This is a genomic window from Chryseobacterium sp. 2P, assembly GCF_059579425.1.
The window spans coordinates 4,375,230-4,397,460 of record NZ_CM184194.1; the positions used below are offsets into that span (position 1 = coordinate 4,375,230).

At 30.8% G+C, this 22,231-nt stretch carries 21 protein-coding genes; 17 read left to right on the forward strand and 4 right to left on the reverse strand.

The window, feature by feature from the left end:
- Positions 1–29: 29 nt before the first annotated feature.
- The 15 genes from AC52CF_RS20015 (at position 30) to AC52CF_RS20085 (ending at position 15,176) form a co-directional block, all read left to right on the forward strand.
- Positions 30–803: an XRE family transcriptional regulator gene (locus AC52CF_RS20015; RefSeq protein ID WP_076391490.1), complete on the forward strand. Its 774-nt coding sequence runs from the start codon at positions 30–32 to the stop codon at positions 801–803.
- A gap of 246 nt (positions 804–1,049) precedes the next feature.
- Complete coding sequence (locus tag AC52CF_RS20020; RefSeq protein WP_290264408.1) at positions 1,050–2,219, forward strand: hypothetical protein; 1,170 nt, start codon at positions 1,050–1,052, stop codon at positions 2,217–2,219.
- Positions 2,220–2,266: 47 nt separating this feature from the next.
- Positions 2,267–2,995 (forward strand): Cthe_2314 family HEPN domain-containing protein, encoded by a 729-nt coding sequence (locus AC52CF_RS20025; RefSeq protein ID WP_496517607.1) that lies wholly within the window; start codon positions 2,267–2,269, stop codon positions 2,993–2,995.
- Positions 2,996–3,245: 250 nt separating this feature from the next.
- A complete protein-coding gene (locus AC52CF_RS20030) occupies positions 3,246–5,012 on the forward strand; it encodes a DUF7380 domain-containing protein (protein ID WP_496517608.1) in 1,767 nt (588 codons plus the stop codon).
- Between the two features lie 147 nt (positions 5,013–5,159).
- Positions 5,160–6,392, forward strand: coding sequence for a Shedu anti-phage system protein SduA domain-containing protein (locus tag AC52CF_RS20035; protein WP_290264399.1), 1,233 nt, complete (start codon positions 5,160–5,162; stop codon positions 6,390–6,392).
- Between the two features lie 273 nt (positions 6,393–6,665).
- Entirely contained in the window at positions 6,666–6,923 is a 258-nt protein-coding gene (locus AC52CF_RS20040) for a hypothetical protein (RefSeq protein ID WP_290264397.1), read from the forward strand.
- Between the two features lie 54 nt (positions 6,924–6,977).
- Positions 6,978–7,301: a hypothetical protein gene (locus tag AC52CF_RS20045; RefSeq protein ID WP_290264395.1), complete on the forward strand. Its 324-nt coding sequence runs from the start codon at positions 6,978–6,980 to the stop codon at positions 7,299–7,301.
- A gap of 74 nt (positions 7,302–7,375) precedes the next feature.
- Positions 7,376–7,738, forward strand: a complete 363-nt coding sequence (locus AC52CF_RS20050; protein ID WP_290264392.1) for a VOC family protein — start codon at positions 7,376–7,378, stop codon at positions 7,736–7,738.
- 643 nt (positions 7,739–8,381) lie between these two features.
- On the forward strand, positions 8,382–8,657 hold the full coding sequence (locus AC52CF_RS20055) for a hypothetical protein (protein WP_290264389.1): 276 nt from the start codon (positions 8,382–8,384) through the stop codon (positions 8,655–8,657).
- A 409-nt stretch (positions 8,658–9,066) separates the two neighbouring features.
- Positions 9,067–10,293 carry a T9SS type A sorting domain-containing protein gene (locus tag AC52CF_RS20060; protein WP_290264386.1) on the forward strand — a complete coding sequence of 409 codons (1,227 nt, stop codon included), beginning with the start codon at positions 9,067–9,069 and terminating at the stop codon, positions 10,291–10,293.
- 130 nt (positions 10,294–10,423) lie between these two features.
- Complete coding sequence (locus tag AC52CF_RS20065; protein WP_290264383.1) at positions 10,424–10,846, forward strand: PepSY-like domain-containing protein; 423 nt, start codon at positions 10,424–10,426, stop codon at positions 10,844–10,846.
- A gap of 193 nt (positions 10,847–11,039) precedes the next feature.
- Complete coding sequence (locus AC52CF_RS20070; protein ID WP_290264380.1) at positions 11,040–11,621, forward strand: HD domain-containing protein; 582 nt, start codon at positions 11,040–11,042, stop codon at positions 11,619–11,621.
- Positions 11,622–11,647: 26 nt separating this feature from the next.
- Entirely contained in the window at positions 11,648–12,442 is a 795-nt protein-coding gene (locus AC52CF_RS20075; RefSeq protein ID WP_290264377.1) for a phosphatase PAP2 family protein, read from the forward strand.
- A gap of 10 nt (positions 12,443–12,452) precedes the next feature.
- Positions 12,453–12,869 carry an EamA family transporter gene (locus AC52CF_RS20080; protein WP_290264374.1) on the forward strand — a complete coding sequence of 139 codons (417 nt, stop codon included), beginning with the start codon at positions 12,453–12,455 and terminating at the stop codon, positions 12,867–12,869.
- 81 nt (positions 12,870–12,950) lie between these two features.
- Positions 12,951–15,176 carry a TonB-dependent receptor domain-containing protein gene (locus AC52CF_RS20085; RefSeq protein ID WP_496517609.1) on the forward strand — a complete coding sequence of 742 codons (2,226 nt, stop codon included), beginning with the start codon at positions 12,951–12,953 and terminating at the stop codon, positions 15,174–15,176.
- A gap of 100 nt (positions 15,177–15,276) precedes the next feature.
- Here the strand turns inward: AC52CF_RS20085 and AC52CF_RS20090 are convergent, their stop codons facing one another.
- The 4 genes from AC52CF_RS20090 to AC52CF_RS20105 form a co-directional block, all read right to left on the reverse strand.
- Positions 15,277–16,299 carry a sulfite exporter TauE/SafE family protein gene (locus tag AC52CF_RS20090; protein ID WP_290264368.1) on the reverse strand — a complete coding sequence of 341 codons (1,023 nt, stop codon included), beginning with the start codon at positions 16,297–16,299 and terminating at the stop codon, positions 15,277–15,279.
- A 315-nt stretch (positions 16,300–16,614) separates the two neighbouring features.
- On the reverse strand, positions 16,615–17,898 hold the full coding sequence (locus tag AC52CF_RS20095; RefSeq protein ID WP_290264365.1) for a sensor histidine kinase: 1,284 nt from the start codon (positions 17,896–17,898) through the stop codon (positions 16,615–16,617).
- 12 nt (positions 17,899–17,910) lie between these two features.
- On the reverse strand, positions 17,911–18,588 hold the full coding sequence (locus AC52CF_RS20100) for a response regulator transcription factor (protein WP_273077795.1): 678 nt from the start codon (positions 18,586–18,588) through the stop codon (positions 17,911–17,913).
- A gap of 857 nt (positions 18,589–19,445) precedes the next feature.
- Positions 19,446–19,784 (reverse strand): Y-family DNA polymerase, encoded by a 339-nt coding sequence (locus AC52CF_RS20105; RefSeq protein ID WP_317195182.1) that lies wholly within the window; start codon positions 19,782–19,784, stop codon positions 19,446–19,448.
- A 588-nt stretch (positions 19,785–20,372) separates the two neighbouring features.
- Between AC52CF_RS20105 and AC52CF_RS20110 the strand changes: the two genes are divergently transcribed.
- Positions 20,373–20,918: a peptidoglycan-binding protein LysM gene (locus AC52CF_RS20110; protein WP_214588098.1), complete on the forward strand. Its 546-nt coding sequence runs from the start codon at positions 20,373–20,375 to the stop codon at positions 20,916–20,918.
- A 456-nt stretch (positions 20,919–21,374) separates the two neighbouring features.
- Positions 21,375–22,145, forward strand: coding sequence for an XRE family transcriptional regulator (locus tag AC52CF_RS20115; RefSeq protein ID WP_214588096.1), 771 nt, complete (start codon positions 21,375–21,377; stop codon positions 22,143–22,145).
- The last annotated feature ends 86 nt before the right edge of the window (positions 22,146–22,231 follow it).

Below are 22,231 nucleotides of genomic sequence, written 5' to 3' on the forward strand. Positions count from 1 at the left end.
TTATATATTTGTAGATACAATTTGTATCAATGTCGATTTTTTCAGATAACATAAGGTTTTTAAGGACTCAGAAAAATTTATCACAGCAGGAACTTGCGGATCAAATTTTAATGAGCCGGGTGCGTTATTCTAAATATGAGGACGGACGTTCGGAAGCTCCTTATGAGCTGCTCATCAGAATTTCGAAATATTTTAATTTAAGTATTGATCTGCTTCTTACTGTGGATATTAGGAAATATCCGCTAGAAGATGTATTGAAACTACCGGACAACAGGATTGTCCTGCCAGTGGTCGTAGATCAATTGGGAAACAACAGCATTGAAATTGTCCCTCAGAAGGCATCTATGGGATATTTGTCAGGTTATAGTGATCCAGAATATATTGAAAGTTTACAAAGGATTTCATTACCCTTCCTTACAAATGGAAAATACAGAGCTTTTCCAGCTCAGGGAGATTCGATGCCACCATTTAAAGATGGCTCTTATATTATCGGAAAATATGTTGAAAATATTGATGACCTGAAACCAAACAAAAGTTATGTTTTTGTGACTTTGAATGATGGTATTTCTTATAAAAGATTTAAAGCTAAAAAGGAAAAATCAATAACTGTTGCTGCCGATAATTCATTCTACCAGCCTTATGATATATCTTTAAGCGAAATTGTAGAGATATGGCAATATGCTTCAGGAATCTTCCCTAACGATTTTGAACCTGATAACTTTGAAAACTATAACTTGAAGGATATGTTTTTAGTTTTAAGGAAGGATATTGAGCTGTTAAATGACAAACTATCAAAAAACTAATTATATTTTAACACTCGATAATCATACAAATGAAGAAATTAAGGAAATGGAAATTAAAAAAAGATAACGATTGAGCATTTTTAGGATAGAAGACGAACTTTCACATCTGGAAATGTATAGATTTTTATTACCTATAAAGTGCGCAAAATCAATGCGTATTTACTTATTTATTTTGTATTATAAACAGGTCAACTCCATTATATTATATACATAGAATATATGATAACATTCCATAATTTAATCCAGATGGTGAGCAGTACACTTAAACTGATTCACATTTTAAATAAGAATTGCAGACCAATAGATGTGAAAAATGTTCTTTTACTTAATTCAGATACACTTTGCTGTGAATTTTATCCAGTTGCAAAAAATTCAGATGATATAAAACTTGAAATGTCATCAATTATAGGATGCTTCAATGGTATTTTCAAAGATAAAGAGTATGAGAATTTGAATATTAAGAACTATGCCATAAGAGCTTTTGATAAAAATAATATTGAATTAATGTATTCATTATCATCAAAACCTATTGCAGAATTTATTGGGACTAGTATGTCAATTGAGTGGTATACAAGAGCCCTTTTTCAAGAAAATACAGAAGATTTTCGTCTTTCACAAGCAAAGAAAATAATTTCCGAAATTGAAAATGCACTAAGGGAAATTGTTAAAATAAAACTTAAAGATAAATTTGGAATTGATTGGTGGGAAGTTAGTTTAAATACTAAACTAGGTAAGGATGTTAAAGACGTTTATTTTAATCAATTTGGAACAGTTTGTACTGATGGAGACATTTTAATTGCATATACATATACCTTACAACTTAAAAAAATTATACTAACACATTTCAATTTGTTTAAATATTATTTTAGTAATCCTCGTCAGTTTGAAATGTTAATGGATAATCTGAATCAAATAAGAAGAGAGGAAGCTCACAATCGAGTTATATCACAATTAGATTTAAAAAATCTGGAAAGTCTACACGAAAATTTACTATCTCGGCTTTTGAGTGATCTAAAGTCTTTTCAATCTGCTTTCTTGATAAGAAATTGGAAAATAAAAATAAAACAGATCATGATTGAAAATCAATATAAAACTATTTATAGTGAAAAAGATATTGATAATGAATTAGATCATGTACAAAAATTTTATATGAGAAAAGAAAATATAATCAACCTTATTTCTTATCTGGATGAAACTATCATAAGGCTGCAATCAGTGATTGTCCCCATATATAAAGGGAAGCTACATCAGGAATTATTGTTTTACTATGAGAAGCGCAAAGAATTACAAAAATCTTTGCTTAAGGAGACTTTATCTTTAAATAATGAAAAGCTTAACAATATAATTAACGAAATAAATTTACACGAAAGGAAAATGGATGAGTTTGCAACAAAATTTTTACTTAGTGAGAATTAACATATAATTGATTGGATAGTACATTTAACTATAATACGTAGCTTAAAATGAAAAAAAATAATATTATGGAAGATGATATTTCTGAAATAGACTATAATGAGTTGTCATTATTTACAACTCCTATTGGTCAAGTTGTTCAAAAAGAAAAAATTGATATAGTCTTAGGACGTATTAAAAATGATACTGATAGGTCAAAATACATTTCAAATGTTAATGACTGTTTATATTCTATATCTCAAAGTTTTTGGGATATAGACTTAACTATTAAATTAATAAAATTTGCAGATCCCAAGATTAAATCTTTTAAAATGACACGAGTTGATAGAGGTGAATATCTTAAATATCATTTCGAAAATTATTTTTTTCGTTTACCAAAATTAAAAGATCAAGTGCTAAACTTATTAAATGTAGTTTTTCAATTAGACTATGCTCAATCAAACGGATTAGAAAGAAAAATTTGCAGCAATCCAATATTGCAGGAAAAAAAATTATTGATATTCATAGACTATTTTAATGATGCATTTTCCAAAATTAAACCTTTAAGAGATATTATTGCTCATAGAGGAGATTTCTCTGATTTTAACTTAACTATGTTAACAATCTATCCATCATTAAAATATGATGTAAATGAGTATGATTCTAGACTAAAAGGACAGATTGCTTACACATATATCTTTGAGAAAAATCAAGGAATTTTGAAAAATGCAGTGATTACTCTTTTGTTGTTATTACATAATGAATTGATAGAGCAATTAAGAATAATTGGTCAAAATTAATTATAGTCAACCCGTAGTGCATTTGGAGGAAGCCCTTTAAAATGGGACTTTTTTGAATTAGCTTTTTAGTTATGTTTAAAAAAATTACAAATTTTGTATTATTTGATCGGAATCTGTCGCTTTTTTAGTATGAGATTTAAATTTCCAATTTCTTAATAATATAATTATAATTGAAAATCAGCATATTAAAAAAATTCCCTAAATGCACTACGGGTTATAGTCAATATTATCTCCTAAAAAATACATTACGATGCAATTTACAAATCTAGAATCTTATTATACTTATCTGGAAGAAGATGAAAATTTTTCTGTTCATGATTTTAATACAACTAAATATCTAAAAATTCTTGGTGACAGCTCTTCTGAAGCAGAGCTTAAAAAATTATATTCTTACGAGCAGTTTTTTTGCGATTTTTCAATTAAAAAAGGAGAACACGTACCCCAATATCAAATGGGAGACTATAAATATCCAACATTGGAACTATTTGATGATGATTTCGTTTATCTTAAGAAAAGAGCTGAGGAAACTATTAATCCCAAATACAAATCTAGATATAATCATATACTTTGGCTGAGTCCACAAAAACACTATAATTATGCAAAGCAAGCGATTGAAAGTTACATGACACTTCTTGAAAATTCAAATTTTGCTGCTGATGATAATCTGTTAAATAATTCTTTTAGAACATATTTCGAAAATCTTTTTCTTTTAAGCCAAAGTATAAACTATAAAACTGCTGAAACTATTGACTATTTTACCACACTTTTAGCAGGAAGTAAAATAAGCGAGTTCTGCAAATATGCAATCATGAGATTTATAGTTGAAAATATAAAAAAAAATGATGCTGTGCTTTTTGAGAAGTTTTTCGATTATGCCAATAGTCAGTTGGAAATTGCAGAAGATAGATTGTTAGGAAGTTTTCTCAAATTATTGATAATTATCAGTCAAAAATTGAAAAAGTCTCCAGCTATTTTTCACGAAAAACTTGGTGATTGGCATATTTCGCAACTGAAAAAGGAAAATGAACAAAGTTTTGTGGCTCACCATTTTTATTTAAATGCGTTGGAGGAGTATAGAAAAGCTAATCATAAAGAGAAAATAGAGCAGACGAGTGTATTGCTTGAACAAGCTAAGAAGACGATTAATTTAAAGAGAGTACCTCTTGAAATCAAAGATGAGAAAATACTTGAAGCTCTTAACCAATATTGGAAAATGACCGTTGATATCATTAAGCGGATTGTAACTGAAAAATCAAGTAAATATATTTACGAATATCTAATTGTAGAGGATTTTTTACCTAAACCAAATTCAGAAGAAGATGAACCTAAATCAGCTTTATCTGATTTGGTGACAACTATGACATTTGACATCAATAGAAATGTGAATAAAAATAAATCCGGAATGATCAATCTTTATCATCTGCATATTAATAATTTTACTTTCCCACAGATTAGCCGTGTATTTTTAGAAGGTATGAAGGAGGGAAAAATTACATTCGAATCCTTAACTGACTATATGAAAAATTTTACGTGGTACGGAACAGATTTTACATATGTAGATAATAATAATGAAAAACAAGGATTTGACTGGATTGAATTACTGACACCATCTTTACAAGTTTTCTTTAATCAAATCGAGACTGATATTAAAACAGTAACGAATCACCATCAAGGATATATTGTTGCGATAGATAGTTTAGTATTAAAATTTGAAGGTTTGTTGCGTGAATTTTCTAGAGCAATTGCAGCGCAAACAATCGAATTTAAGGCAGACGGAACAGAAGAGCGTATATCATTCGATAGACTCTTAGATAACAAAAAAATTACGGACTTAATACCCGCTAATGATATTGCGTTTTTTAAATATCTTTTTACTTCAGAAGGTATGAATCTAAGAAATAATATTGCACATTGTTTTTATAAAACAGAGAATTATAGCTCTTCCACAATGCTACTGCTAATAGTTGCTTTGCTAAGGCTCGGTAATTATCGCTTGGAGCAAACACATGATAAATAAGATTTATTTAAGATAGCTGGAAAATGTAATATCGATCAAAAATAAAATTTTTATATTAGTAACTTACATTGCTTTGCGAGTATCATATAGTTGGAATTTATGCAATGCACAAAGACAAAAGTTTGCTGAAACCATTAAACAAATATTGTGGATAAAGAAATATTAGACTATAAAGGAATTTCAATGTTGTTGTTAGAAAAAATTCTTGAATTGTATTGGAAACCTTTAAGAGAATACCTTAATGCAAAACCAGAATTGATTAAAACTTTTCCAGGCTTTTTATTAAATCCAGAAAAAATAATTTTCTATTTCAGTAAAACACATTTAGCAATTGAATATGTTGGATCAGAAAAAGTACAAGAAATAAATAATAGTTTTAATTTTTCAGTCGAAATAAGAGATTTTACCTTTATAGACGATAATATCGTAGAAAGTATAGTTGGTTTTAAATACGATGATTCAACCTTTAATAAAACATTTGAACTACCTAGATATTCAGAAAATTTAATTATGCCAACAAATCGAGGATTTGATAAACTACATGAATTAGGTTGGGATTTTATAGCTCAAAACGGAATCATTGCATTTAATGCAGGAAATTTTGAGATACCGAGAGATACACCATCAAGATATGTTAATGCCTTCTTTTTTGACTGTGAAAATGATAGTTTAAAAACTAGACATATTAAATGGCTTGAATGTATTCCAGCAAGTTTTTCAGATGATAATTCGGAATATGATTCATTCAATTTCAATATTGGTTTTCTAAATAATTTAGTAAATATTGATGCTCATTATCAATATCCTCTTCCTGAAGATTCAGATTTTAAATATGTTAAATTACCACAAATTAATAGATTTATTGAATTATTTGGAAATAAAAATACTCATGAGGTGGAATTGACAAATTTTCTGGAGAAGGATGAAAATAAATTCATTCTTTTAATGGCATTTTTTGGGAAAAATGTTCATTCACAATTAAAATGTGAATGGCAATCAGATGAAAGGAAACCAATAAAACCAGATTTCTTTATTGAACAGCCAAATGGTTACGCCAATATCGTAGAGTTTAAACTGCCAGAATTTAAGTCAAGATCATTAATAGGAAAACCAAATCGTGAAACTTTCTCTGCTGAATTAAATTCTTATATTTCACAAACAAGAGTTTATAAGAATTACTTTAATGACCCCAATAACAGAAAATGGTTTAAAGAAAAGTATAAATTTAATGTACATAATCCAAAAAGAATTTTGGTAATTGGGAGAAGGTGGGACTTTAATAATGATGAATGGAGAGAAATTGTTTCAGATTTTAGAGATGTAGAAATTGTAACTTACGATGATTTAGTTGATGGATTATTTGCTCAATTTTATAATTAATTTGGTTTCAATTACTATACTTTTTAGTCGCCAATATTTTTACATTACAGATGAAATTCAATCTCAAAAAACGATTCGATGAAAAATAAAAATTTACTCTATATGACATCTCTTCTATTCTTAATAGTGTTTCTTTTGAGTTTTATTTTAATACAGATAGAAGTGAGAAATACATATATTGATATTATTTACTCAGCGGTTATCTTATCAACTATGGTTACTAGTGTAGCTTTATTTTTTAATCTAATACTAAATCTAAAAAAATGATAAATAATGAAAATAGATGAAAACTTAATAATAAATAATATTGTAATAGAAAATATTACGGTAACAAATTCGGCTGAATTAATAGTATTTGGAATAGTGAATGGAAATATAACGATTGAATCAAATTCATCAAGCATAATTTACGGAATGATTAATGGAACAATTTATAATTTTGGAAGTTGTGAAATATTTGGAAAGATAAACGGAAATGTAATAGGCGAAAACATAAAAATTGACACGAATGCAGTAATCAATAAAAATTAAGTAATCAAAAAAAATCTCAACAATGATTGCTATCAGCCCAAATTTTATTATAAAATGAAAATATTAGGAATAATTTTAATTTCGTATTTGTTTGGAATTATAACTCAAAGAATTATAACCTATTATAATTATAAAAGAGAAAATGCAAAATCTTTAAAAGATTTAAATGATCTTCAAGAACGATTGAAAGCAAATATTCGGAAAGTAGAAGAGAGTACTTTTGACGGTATAATAACTTTAATTACAGGAGAAAAAATTGAAAGCGAATTTTTTCATAGGCTCTCAGATGATGTCTTTATTGACCGAAGAAATAAAACTGAATTTATTAGAGATAAAATTGTGAGTATAAAATATATTGAAGACCGAAGAAAGCAATAATATTAATAAATCTCAAAAACGATTCAAAAATTAACAAAAGAATAAGAACTATTTTGGAGCAATAACTACAAATTATGAATTTTACAAAATTAGTAGCCAGTATATTTTATACAGACATTTCAGACGGCCTTAAATTATTTGTTGACTGTCTGCAATTTTCCATCGAACATAAAGATTTAAATATATCGCAACCTTATTGTGTATTAGGAAAAGACGGAATAAGAATTATGGTGTTTCAAGACGAGCAATTAGCCAAAGAGCATTATCCAGAGATTAGACTTGAAACGAATAATATTGAGGAGGTTTTTGCACAAATATCCGTATCTCATCCTAATTTGCTCCACCCAAACCTTAACAAAGTTACAGTCAGACCTTGGGGGGCAAAGGAATTTGCAATAAAAGACAATCAAATAGGAATAAGATTTCAACAATGGTAATGTTGAAATAAAAAATAAACAGCAAACCACAAACAACTAATGGTTTACTTATTCCGATACTAAGTAATAATTCGGCTATAATAAGATTAAATTGTTTTTCTTTTTATTGCTGAATGTTTGATGTATTCTCTCTATATATATGAGATACTTATTTTGTCTCCAGACTTTTTGCAATCACCATATAAACATTTAACTTATTAATCCTATGGTTAATTTTGTAATTTTGGTAAATGATCTCATTGGAGAAGAAAATGAACGAAATCAAGATGTAGTTTTCATCTAGAAAATTTATTAAATATTTCAATTTGATAATGATTTTTTTAGTAAATTTAATTGTTAAAAACTTATTACCATGACTTCTTTTCTACTAACAGCAGTGCTTTTAGTTCAAGATTCTGCAACAAGTTTCTGGGATAAAAGCTCAGACAACGTTCCATTTTGGGTAACCTTAATCTCTCAGATTATAGTTGGTGGTGTGATAATCGCTTTCATTCAACAAATACTCAATAATAATCTAGAGAAATACAAATCTACACTTAGTCATAATAGCCAATTTCAGCTCTCCTGAAAAGATGAGGAAAGGAAGGCGTTAGTTGGGTTGCACGACAAAATTTTTGATCATTATATTTTTTTAACGGGTCAAATGGAGAATGCATTTATTCATGAAAGTTATAAAGAAATGGTTGCCAGAAATGAAGCTATAAATAACACAATTAATGAAAAAACAAAAGCAATTAAACATAGTGTTCTTTTTGGATCTGATGAAGAAATACAAAAACTAGTTAACGCATATAATAAACGATCAAATAAATATTATGTTGATTTATCCGAGTTTATGTTTATTTGCTTCAAATTTCAAAGCTTTGAAATTATGGATGGTTTGGCAATTGATAAAAAAGTTCTTAGCGATAAAGAGTAGAATGATCTTCAAACTGTCAAAACTAAAATCAAAAATCTTATTGATAGCTATACAATTCCTTTTATGGAAGATGCAGAACCAATTTTAAATAGCCTTTCGGGCAAAATTCAGAAAAAAATAAAAAGTATCGAATTTTGAATCAATCAGTGCAACATCATATCCGAAATCTGCACAGCAATTTCGGTTTTGTGATGCTTTACACCTTCTTTATCTTCATATTGCAGATATTGAATTTCACCTTCGATTTATTATATGCAATTTTATCAAGAAGTGAGAAATTACGGAGTTAATTTAAATTGTATAATTGGTATTGTAAGATTATGAGATGATAATTCAGAATTTCTACAAAATTGAGTTGTAATATTGCTTGTTAGCAAATTGATACATTTTAACCTTTAATTACCGTTTAATGAAAAGAATAATTACTTTGGTCATTTTATTAGTTGCAATTAATTTTTCAAAAGCCCAAATCAAAATTTTATTCGATGCCACTAAAGCTGAAATGGCTGGAAACGGAGATTGGGTCATAGATGCCGATTTACATAATCTTAAAGCAAATTCCAATGGAACTGTCACTGTTGGCGGATCGGATTCCAATCCCCAAAAAACTCCCACTCCGGCACAAAGTGGTATCACGGCAAGTACGCCCGAAACTTATTGGACCGGTGCTTTGAGCGCGTGGGCAGTAGATTTGGTAAAAAGAGGATATATTGTAGAAACGCTCCCTTACAATGGCATAATTACTTATGGCGACCCTACAAATGTACAGGATTTATCCAATTATAAAGTTTATATTATTGATGAGCCTAATCTAAAGTTTACAACAAGTGAAGCTAATGCTTTGATTAATTTTGTAAACAACGGCGGTGGATTATTTATGATCAGTGATCACGATGTAAGCGATCGGAATGGGGATGGCTGGGATTCTCCTGGAATTTGGAATGATATCCTGAGCAATAATACAATACAGACTAACCCTTTCGGGATCTCTTTTGATTTACAGAACATCTCACAAACGAGTACCAACATTGCAAATCTTCCAACAGACCCTATTCTACACGGTTCTGCAGGCACACCAGCACAAATCCAGTTTAGTAATGGGACGACAATGACACTAAATAAGGCAGCTAACCCATCTGTAAAGGGATTAATATTTAAAACAGGCTCTTCGACAACAGGTACTACCAATGTTTTATTTGCAACGGCTACTTATGGGCTTGGAAAAGTTTGTGCTTTGGGAGACAGTTCTGTTCCGGATGATGGGACAGGTGATCCTGGTGATACTTTGTACAATGGCTATACAGGTGATGCCAATGGAAATCATAAGCCGTTACTATTAAATGCAACTATATGGCTGGCAACAAGTTCTTCTAATTTAAATATAAATGATTTGTCATATGTCACTGGCGATATAAGTATTTACCCGAATCCAGCTTCAGATTATATTTATATCTCAACAGGCAAAGATTCAAATAATTATCAATATTCGATTACGGATTTCTTAGGTAGAAACCTAGAAACAGGAATAGTAACCTCAGGAAAAATCAATGTTGAAAAATACAATTCAGGAACCTATATTTTGACAGTGAAGTCAGCTTCAAATAGTACAAAATCATTCAAGTTTATTAAAAAATAAGCTATCGTAATCTTATAAATTTTTAGCTACCATTTACTTTGCATTTTACTGGTTTTTTTAAGTTCATTAAAAATTCAACATTTCTACAAAATTATGTTCCAATTTTACCATATTAATTTAAATCAGAAAAATGAAAAAGTCATTGTTAGTAATGTTATCAATATGCCTATGTACTTTGGCGTATTCTCAGGAAAAAATAAAAACTGAAGTCCCTGCAGCTGTAGAAAAAGCCTTTATGAAAGCCTTTCCTAATACAAAAGCAAAATGGGAAAAAGAAGATGGCAAATATGAAGCAGGATTCAAGTATAAAGGAGAGGAAATGAGTGTGCTTTATAATGCAAAGGGCGTTTGGGAAGAAAAGGAAACAGAGATTAAAGTGAGCAAGCTTCCGGTAGGAGCTTCATCTTATGTGGAAAAAAAACAATTGGGCAAAATAAAAGAAGCTTCTAAAATTATCAAGGCCGATGGTTCTGTAATGTACGAAGCAGAAGTCAAAAGCGGCGACATTTTGTTTGATACCAAAGGTAACTTTGTAAAACTGGTAAAAGATTAGGATCTGATAGAAAATAAAAAGAATTATAAAAGCTACTTGTATGAGTGGCTTTCTTTTTTTAAATGATTCGGTATAATTTTAAAATTCAAAATTTCTTCAAAATTATTACTCATCATTGTATAAAAGTACTTGTAATGGATAAAATCAAATAGATTATTTGATAACTACACAAGTTTTAAATTATACATCATTAATGAATAGTTTATTGGAAGCCGTAAGCTCTTATGTGACATTATTTCTTTCTGAAAATCTTTCAGATGAACTTATTTTTCATAACATCAATCATACGTATGAAGTCGTTGCTGCGGCAAAAGAAATAGGTTCACATTGTGTTCTTTCGGAAGATGAAATGTTGGTGCTGGAGGTTGCAGCTTGGTTTCACGATTGTGGCTATGCCAATACTTATATCGGTCACGAGGATGAAAGCAAGAAAATCGCTAACGATTTTTTGGAATTCTTCGGTTGTAATAAAAACTTCAAAGAATCTGTTTTATCCTGTATAGAATCCACCAAATATCCTCCAAGACCATCTTCATTAGTTGAAAAGGTTCTTTGTGATGCGGACCTCTATCACTTAACAAGAACCAATTACCAAAAGTATGAAAAAGCATTAAGACAGGAATTTGAATCATTCCTGAAAACGTCATACAGTGACGAAGATTGGCACACTATGAATTGCAGATTTCTCGTTGGTCATTCCTATTACACAGAATTTGGTCAGACGGTTCTTGCCCAATTAAAAGAAATCAATGTCCGAAACATTTGTCATAAATAATTTAAATCGGAATTAAGAAAATTAAGATGTTAAAATTTATTCCTAAATCAGTTTTTAGCATTTTTCTGCTAACTTCTGTATTCGTAAAAGTTGTTGCGCAAAATAACGATCCTATTCTGGCACAGCAGCCAAAAATTGACAGCATTGGTAATATGGATGTTGAGCTAAACAATTTGAAATTCCAAAGCTTGATTGTCCCTTCTGCGTTCATCGGTTACGGGATCGCAAGTTTGTCGGTAAAAGGTATAAAGCAATTGAATTTTTCGACGCGAGACGAAATTAATGAGCACAGACCAGATCATATTAAATTGGATAACTATACACAATTTGCTCCTGCCGCATTGGTTTATGGATTAAATGCATTAGGAATGAAAGGAAAGCATAATCTGCGGGACCGAAGTACTATATACGGAACCTCGATGTTGATTACTTCTGCATTGGTAATTCCGTTAAAGCATATGGTAAAAGAGGAAAGACCTGACCAATCCAATAATTTGTCATTTCCATCAGGGCATACGGCGATTGCGTTTGCATCTGCTCAATTTATGTTTCGAGAATATCAGGATACTAATTTCTGGTTGGGAGTTTCCGGCTATTCATTTGCAGTGTTTACAGGTATTTATAGAATGCTGAATGACAAACATTGGGTTGGAGATGTTGTTGGAGGTGCTGGTTTCGGGATTCTGTCAACTGAATTAGCTTATTGGCTCTATCCCAAAATAAATAATTTTTTGAGCGGCAAAAATAAAAATTCCAGTGCAATGGTAATGCCTTTTTATCAGAATAAGATCATCGGAATAGGTTTGGTGAAAAATTTTTAATCACGTATCTATGTGGTTCTACTATGCTTTGTTATCGGCATTATTTGCAGCACTTACGGCTATTTTTGCAAAAATGGGAGTGTCTAATGTTAATTCCAATTTGGCAACAGGAATCAGAACTGTTATCATTCTGGTATTGGTTTGGAGTATCGTATTTATAAAAGGAGAAGCAAAAGATATTAGTTCATTGTCGAAATTTAATCTTATTTTTCTTACCCTTTCCGGTATTGCAACAGGATTATCGTGGTTATTTTATTTTAAGGCTTTACAGATAGGAAAAGTTTCGCAAGTAGCGGCTGTAGATAAATTGAGCGTAGCCATCGCCATTATCCTTTCCACACTATTTTTCAAAGAACCGTTGACGTTTAAAACAGCGATAGGAGCTTTGCTTATTATCGGCGGAACTATTTTATTTGCTCTGAAATAGTATTAAATCTCTTTAATATCAGTCAAAATTCAAAATGTTTACAGAATTTAGCTGAATTTTTGCCGTCTAATAAAGTCTACTGTGAAACAATTATCAATTCTTTTAGTATTACTATTAACAATAACAATTAATGCACAAGCCGTAGCCGGAAAAGAAGCTGATTCTTTAAAAATCAATCGGGTTAAGACCATTCAGGAAGTTGTTATCAACGGAAAAAAACCGATTGTCGAAAACAAAGTTGATAAAATTGTTTACAATGTTGCCAACGACATCACATCTCAGAATGGTTCAGCTATTGAGGTTTTGAGGAAAGTGCCACAAGTGACGGTAGATGCAGACGGAAATATAGAATTACAGGGTAATCCTAATGTGAGATTCCTGATCAACGGAAAACCTTCCGGCGTATTTGGAAACAGCCTAGCCGATGCACTTGCTTCAATTCCTGCAAGCCAGATCAAAAGTATCGAAGCAGTGACCACTCCCGGAGCAAGATACGATGCACAGGGAACGGGTGGAATCATCAATATTATCCTTAATGAAAATAAAGTTAAAGGGATCAATGGGTTGATTAATACTTCCGCCGGAACACGTTTTGAAACTGGCTCATTAAATCTGAATTTCAGAAACAACCACTTGAGTCTGAATGCTTTTTTCAGCGGAAATGCTCAATTGAAATCAAGAACACCATCGTCTCAAAACAGAATTTCGCGCGATTCTTCCTCACAAACTCAAACCCGATTATTGCAAAATGCTTTAAGCTATTTTGAGAGACACGGTTATCGTACGGGATTAGGATTTGACTGGTCGATTAATAAAACGAATACTTTGTCCGGTTCCATTTCTTACAACGATTTTGCAAACAAAAGTGTCAGTTTGATTAATCAGGAACAGTACATTGCTGATTTTTTTAATGCAACAGAACAATCATCAATTGGTTACAGAAATTCATATAATCGTTCTTCAGTGAACTCCATTGATGGAAATATAAGTTACAGAAAAACATTTCCGAAAGAAGGAAAGGAGTTGACGGCAGATTATGTGATGAGCTACGGTTCTCCTAAAAGTAATTATTTGCAAACTCAGAATTTGGCAGGATCTTTATCTCCTTATGATGGCATTTCAGGTAGCAATCCAGGAACAGATGTTAGCCATAATATATCGTTAGATTATGCGCAGCCAATAAAAGATAATCTTACATTGGAAATGGGTACAAAAGCAATATTTCAGCATATTATAAATAACACTGATGTGAATATTTTAAGCACTTGGTCGGGACAATATGAATCGGATCTTAATCAGTCCTACCACTTGAAATATGATATCGGAATTTATGCAGTGTATCTTTCTTCATCATTAAAATTATTCAATTGGCTGGACATGAGAACTGGGATACGTTACGAATATACAACAGTGAAAATCGATTATCATAATACCAATATTCCCTCATACGGTCTGCTTGTACCGTCATTCATTTTATCCCATAAATTTGATAGTGCGGAAACAATAAAACTGGCTTATACGAGAAGAGTTGAAAGACCGGAATATTCTGAATTAAATCCATTTTTAAATTTCAGCGATCCTCATAATATTACAACCGGAAATCCGGCATTAAAGCCAGAGATAGGAGATAATATGGAGTTAGGCTACAGCAAAAATTATGAAAAAGGTGCTAATATTTCAATTACCCTTACAGAAAAAATCAACAGTCAGGATCTCAAGCAAATCACAACTTTTTACCCAGCATTTAATGTTAACGGAACAGATTACACTAATGTTTCAGTTACTTTAAGAGAAAATATTGGAAAAGAGTATAATTCCGGCGGTACGTTATCAGGTTCTGTTTCTTTTTTTAATAGTAAATTAAATTTTCGAGGAAATATGATGGTTTTTCACCGATTTATTGTAAGTGACTATTTTGGAAATGTAGATATGGGTATTCGATATCGTTTAAACTTGAACTTTACTTATCAGTTTCCAAAGGATTTTATAGTAGAAATATTCGGAAATTACAACTCGCCTGCAAAAAATATTCAGGGTAAAAATCCTCAGTCAATTACTTATAACATTGCTGCAAGAAAGCAGTTTTGGAGCAAAAAAGCAAGTATTGGAATTACAACTACTAATCCTTTTAACCAATATATTAAACAGGCAACAACTGTTAACACATATGATTACAGTTCATATTCTGTGCGGTATTTGCCACTTCGTTCGTTCGGGGTTAGTTTCAGCTATAAATTTGGCAAAGATTTTAAAAAAGCAAAAGATATCAGTGATGAGTATTTGAATGGAGCGATTCAAGGAACTTAAACGCCGCACTCTTATATAATAAATATATGGGTATAACATATAATTACTAAGTATTTAAACCTGAGAATAATATTTTATTGAAAAATTTCTGGATTAAAATCTAACTTTCAAATTTTGTAAGCTGATTGTTTTTGTAACAGTAGAATTCATAGGAAGGTTTGTTTCTAAACGTAAAAACTTTTTCAAGATGAATGATATCAAAATGATTTTTCAGCGAAGCATATTTGGTTTTAAGATGATCCGGCAATTCTTCCGGATGAATTGGTCTTTCAATTTCCAATCCCTCATCAAAGGCGAATTCAATTATAAAATCTGTTGACCGCCACGAAATAATGGATTCGCTTTTTGCAATCGTAACGCCCAATTTATTTTGTTGGATGATTTTGCCAGAAGTTCCTATTAATAAAATTATTCCTGAAACTACCATTGCGCCGTAACCGACTTTTCTGAAGAGATTTTCACTAAGAAGAGGAAGAATATATTTAAAAGTATAAGATGAAATAATGGTTGCCACCGCAACGGCTATTCCCAGCCATAATGCAAGATTGGAATAGAGTCCTAGCGAAATATAAATTATCAATTTAATTAGATGAAGAAAAACTTCATTGGCTGCTCTGGTGGCAACAATTTCTTCTTTTTTCAATCCAAACTGCAAATAAAAACGATTAAACAAAAGCCCTATCGCGCCCGTAATTCCGGAAACAAATCCTGCAAGAAAACCAATAATTGCCAAGACATATGTAGGAGAAGTGTTGTCATCTTTTTCATTGTCCTTAACTTTTTTGAAAAGCTGTGGAACATTGGAAACCAGAAAAAAAGCCACAATCAACTGCAGATAATTGGGGTTGATATATTTAATGAGATAAGCACCAATCAAAACTGCAGGAATCGAAAACGGAACGAACCAAAAGAAAATCTTCCAGTTGATGTGTTTTTTGAAAACTGCAATTCGTGATACAGAACTTGTAAATGTTCCGATTGTAAGAGAAAATGGAACTACAGAAGCTGGTAATAAAAGATTAAGAATCGGAATCAAAATGAGGCTTGCACCACCGCCGCAAATGGCGCTCAGCCAAAATGCGAAAATGGTTCCGAAGAACAATAAAATAATTTCAATAAGCATTTTTATCAACAAAAAGGTTACACCATAAATTTTACTTTACAAAGATGCTATCTGATTTTGAAGATATTTTGAAGAAAGTAATTTCACTTTCATCTTTTATTTTGAATCTTTAGTTAGACAACTTGATCATAAACGAATAATAAGTTTGATGAGCCAAGCAATTTATTTTATCGGCTCTTTGAGAAAGACTATTAGCCTAATGCTGAAAATTTACAGAAAATATCCTGTCGATAATCTTTTAAAATTGTATTAATCATTATTGTTACGTGTTTGTAAATGGGTAAAGCTAAATTCAATTTTGAGGAAATTCCGAATTTATAGTTTAACAGAAAAAATGTGGTTGTGGTTTTCAAACCTGTACTCAATACTCCAGTTCTGAGATTTACATATTTCTTTTACAATAGCTAATCCAAGTCCACTCCCTTTGTTTTCTTTTGAGAATCCTGAAAACCTTTTGAATAGCAAATCCGTATTCAATTTCTCTGTTCCCGAATTAGATACTTCAAAAAGAGATTGCATTAGTTTAATTCCGATTGAACCATAAGCGGGAGTATGTCGAATAGCATTTAAAATCAAATTATTAATCAGTACTTCTGTTAAGCCGATATTACCATTGACTTTAATCTCAGATGAAATTTCACTTCGAATAGTGAGGTTTTTTTGTTCAAAGTGTTCCTGCAGGATTTCCATACTTTGATTCAATAATTCATCAAAATTTATTTTGGAATTCTCAAACTGGTTGTTTTCAATCTTTGCCAGCAATAAAAGGTTCTTATTGATTCTGGAACTTCTCGACAAAGCCCGATTCATTTCCTCCACAATATGATACTGTTTTTCTGTTAAATCATCATCCTGCATAAGAATGTCGAGCTTATTTTTTAGAATTGCCAGAGGTGTTTGAAGTTCATGGGAAGCATTTTCTGTAAACTCTTTTTGAGTTATGAAAACCGACAGATTATGTTCTATTAACCTGTTCAATGACTGGTTCAGTTCATCAAATTCGGTAACGTCGGTTGGCGGCAATTCAATTTTTGTCTGATTATTAAGATTGAAGGTTTTCAATTTATCCAAAGTTGCACGGAAAGGTGTCCACACCGATTTGGAGAGCCATCTGTTCAAAATCAATAATCCGCCGACAATCAGGATAAAAAGTATAACCGTGGTTCCTGAGATGAAAAAGATCGTTTCTTGAGATTCTTCGATATTGGTTTCTATACTAAAGCGATAAGGCTTTCTGTTAAGATAGATGATCTTTGACAAGCATTGAAATCTGTCAACCTCTTCAAAATGAAGAAAGTCATGAGGTTTTTCGATGATATAAACACTGTCTTGGAGAGGATCATCCATTTCTGCCTTTTTGATATTTGTGGCAGGTTGTACTTTGTTCCACAACTTTATCGTTTCATCAAGTTTTTCATCGGATAACTTCAAACTGTTGATTTGAACCATTGTTTTTTCCGCAACAATTTTATTGTGCTCATCCAGCTCATTTTTCCAAATAGCATCTACAATAAGATAATAAATGGGAATACTTATGACCAAAATAATCAGGACATAAATGATGAAAGGTTTTGTTGCTTTGTTTAAAAGTGGTTTCAAATCGGATGCAAATTAAGAATTTTCCCACTTATAACCCGTCCCATAAACTGTTTTTAGATACTTGTCACAACCGGCGTCATGTAGTTTTTTTTTTAAATTTTTTACGTGCGCATAAACAAAATCATGATTGTCTAACATATCTGCAAAATCTCCGGAAAGGTGTTCTGCCAAAGTACTTTTTGAAATGACTTTATTTTTATTACCTACAAAATAAATCAGCAGATCAAATTCTTTTTTTGTCAATGTAATGATTTCTTTATTGACTGAAACTGTCTTTGCCAGAAGGTCAATCTGTAATTCATTTTGACTGATAATATTAGAATTATTAAATTGTTTTCGTCTGATTACAGAATAAATTCTCGCCATTAATTCCGACAAATGAAATGGTTTTGTAAGATAATCATCTGCTCCAAGCTGCAATCCTTTTATTTTATCATCCAAAGCATTTTTTGCAGAAACGATAATAACTCCGTCTTGTTTATTTTGTTTTTTTAGTTCTTCCAAGATTTCAAGGCCGTTGCCGTCAGGAAGCATTATGTCAAGGATGATGCAGTCATACTGAAATGTCTCTATCTTATACATTGCCTCATAAAAAGTGTACGCAAATTCACACAGGTAGTTTTCTTCAGAAAGATATTCTGCTACACTTTTGGCTAATTCGGTCTCGTCTTCAATTATCAGAATTTTCATCAGTAATCTATTTTATCCAATAAATTTATATATTGAATTTAGTAGAAATTTTGAAGATTAAAAAATACATATAAATTCATTTAGTAAAGAAATAATTTCTAAATTACACTTTTGCGTAATATTTATAGGGATATTCCTTGCTAGCTCCAACTAAACATTCGCTAAAGTTGTAAATAAAATTGTAAAAAAACACTTCAAATAGTACAAAATCATTCAAGTTTATTAAAAAATAAGCTATCGTAATCTTATAAATTTTTAGCTACCATTTACTTTGCATTTTATTGGTTTTTTAAGTTCAAACCTGTTTAAAATTATAAAAAACACCAAACATTCAGCAAAGTCAATTTAATTATAAACTATTGGTTTAAATTATAATTTCCATGTAAAAACTCTAATAGTTAGATTATGGTCCTGCTTACTGTTTTATTCAATAACATTTTTATAGCAAATAATTTAAAGATATTTTCAGATGTCTTCATTAAGAATGCACAAATTCTCCTCAATCTTTGATCATTATAAAACCCTAAAAATGCACGTTTCAAACATCCTATTCATGGTTAGGTTAGAATCAGTTTCTTAGATCATCTAAAGAAATACAGATCTTAATAATATATCTATTTACTTCTTTATGGCATCTTTAATTTCAGAAAACGTTTAATAAAGTTTAATCCTTAATTTAAAGAAAACTTTTTTTAACTATCAAAAATATTGATAAAAATTTTTCAGTTTGTAATAATTGCTGAATGTTTGGTGTATTTATAAATTCTAAAAAATTACCGAATCGACATATATATTTTATCAAAATATTAATATCATAAGCACGATTAAATATCAACACATTACAACGTTTTTAGCTTCTAACTTGTAATAATAATTTTCTTTTGATAATCAATTGAATACACCTCATAATCAGACTTATCCACATACGCTGTGGATATCTCTATAACACGCTGGCTTTTAAAATTATACAATTCGAATTTTGCGGAAAAACATTGTACATCATGCTCTTTAAATAATTCCTTATACTTAAAAGCTGGAGCTGCCATCGGAATTCCCAGATCTTTAGCTTCTTTACTTCTGGACACTACACAGCCATCGTTGTTGGAAAGTACTACAACAGGCTTATTTTCTAGTTTCGGATCAAGCGTTCTTTCGCAGGAAACAAAGAAATTATTGCAATCTACCAAAGCATACATAATTGTTGATTCTATAGAACAAAATTAGATACTATTTGTATCATTTCTAGTATATTTATAGATACAATTTGTATCAATATCAATTTTTTCAGATAACATCAGGTTTTCCAGGACTCAGAAAAATGTATCGCAGCAGGAATTGACTTCTTATTATAAAATCATTATAATTTCGGTAGAAAATGCTTTTTTAAGCTGTATAAGAACCAACTTGTTTTCCTTCTAATTCAATAAAAATTTTGTATCACTTGTGGCTCTAAAAATGTCTAAATTGTAGAAATGATATTTAATGTACAATGCATTTTGAAAATATAATTGATATATCTGAGGGAATTGATGATGTCCCCTAAATTTGTAAAAATTGTGGATTGATGAACTATTTACTAATAGAAATAACAGCAATTGATATATGCCCTCAACAATTTCTAAATGTTGAGGGCTTTTCTATTTAACGCAAATAATTGATCGTGTAGTTATTTTACTACATGAACTTCCGTTTTCCACTACAAAGAAAATTTTTTCGCCGCTGTAGATTTGTAATGTTCAAAAGAGAACAATTAAACAAAGAATAAAAAATTAAATAATACGATCATGACAAAACAAATCGCCATCGCAGCATTAACTATCGGAGCATTCATTTTAGGAACTAACAATGCCCAAGCTCAAAATACTACAGCGACCACAACAGTAAACATTACCCTGAACGATGTAATTTCTATCGATGCGGGAAGTACTGCAATCGGGAACACTGTAGATTTCAATTATGTTACTGCAGCGGATTATAACTCTGATCAAACGATAACTAAAGCCAACTCTTTAAAAGTTACTTCAACGAAGAACTTTAATGTTAAAGTAAAAGCAGGAGGTGCCAATTTTATGAATGGAACGAACCTGATTCCTGTAAATGTTTTAACCATCAAAGCAGCTACAGCTTCCGGAACTATGGGAGGAACAAAAAGTGCTGTTGTTTTATCCGCAACAGATCAGACATTAGTATCAAATGCTCCGCTTGGAAGTGCCTTAACACTGAATTTGGACTATACCATTCCGGCAGCAAAGTCTTCTTCTTCTGACATTTTAGGTAAACCGGCTGGAACTTATACGCAGACAGTAACTTATACTGCAACAGCTTTATAAAAAAATTTCATATTAATATTTTGTGATTTGGTGTTTCGAAGGCTTCCTAAGGGAGGCCTTCGATTTTTTACATATCAATACCAATATAAAGAAAATTCAAAATCCGGGAATAATCATTTATCAGCTGTAAGGTAAAATTTATGTTTTTAAACATTTTAAATCTAGTTAATAAATCACACCAAACATTCAGCAATTTATTAAGCCGTTTTATATCTTTTTTAAGCTGACTAGTATATTTAATAAGAATTATCCAAACATTATTATGAAAATTCATATTGATTATCAACCCATTAAGTAAGTAGATATTTTTAACCATTGATAATATTTAACTTTTGATAACAAGAAACAAAGAAATTATTGGAATCTGCCAAAGCATACATAATTGTTGACTCTACAGAACAAGATTAGATACTATTTGTATCATTTTCAGTATATTTACAGATACAATTTGTATCAATGTCAATTTTTTCAGATAACATCAGGTTTTTAAGGACTCAGAAAAATTTATCACAGCAGGAACTTGCGGACAAAACATTAATGAGCCGTGTCCGGTATTCGAAATATGAGGACGGGCGTTCTGAACCGCCTTATGAACTGCTGATCAGAATTTCGAAGTATTTCAATATCAGTATCGATCTGCTTCTTACGGTAGACATCCGCAAATATCCGCTGGAAGATGTATTAAAACTTCCGGATAACAGAATTGTTCTTCCGGTTGTGGTGGATCAATCGGGAAACAACAGCATTGAAATTGTCCCTCAAAAAGCATCGATGGGTTATTTATCCGGTTACAGTGATCCTGAATATATTGAAAGTTTACAGCGAATTTCTTTACCTTTCTTAATTAACGGGAAGTACAGGGCATTTCCGGCAGAAGGAGATTCAATGCCGCCTTTTAAAGACGGCTCTTATATTATCGGGAAGTATGTTGAAAATATTGAAGATCTAAAACCGAATAAAAGTTATGTTTTCGTGACTTTGAATGACGGCATTTCTTACAAAAGATTTAAAATCAAAAAGAAAAAATCAATAACAGTAGCTTCAGACAATTCATTTTATAAACCTTATGATATTCCTTTGGGAGAAATTGTTGAAATCTGGCAATATGCATCTGGAATTTTTCCGGAAGATTTTGAACCTGATAATTTTGATAATTATAATTTAAAAGATATGTTTCTGGAGTTAAGAAGAGATATTAAAGAAGTGAATGATAAATTGAAGAATTAAAAATCAGGGTAAAAGCTTCTTAGCCATACCGGACTTTTAATGTAATTATTTACAGTAGATTTTAAAATTCAGACTTTATTCGATGA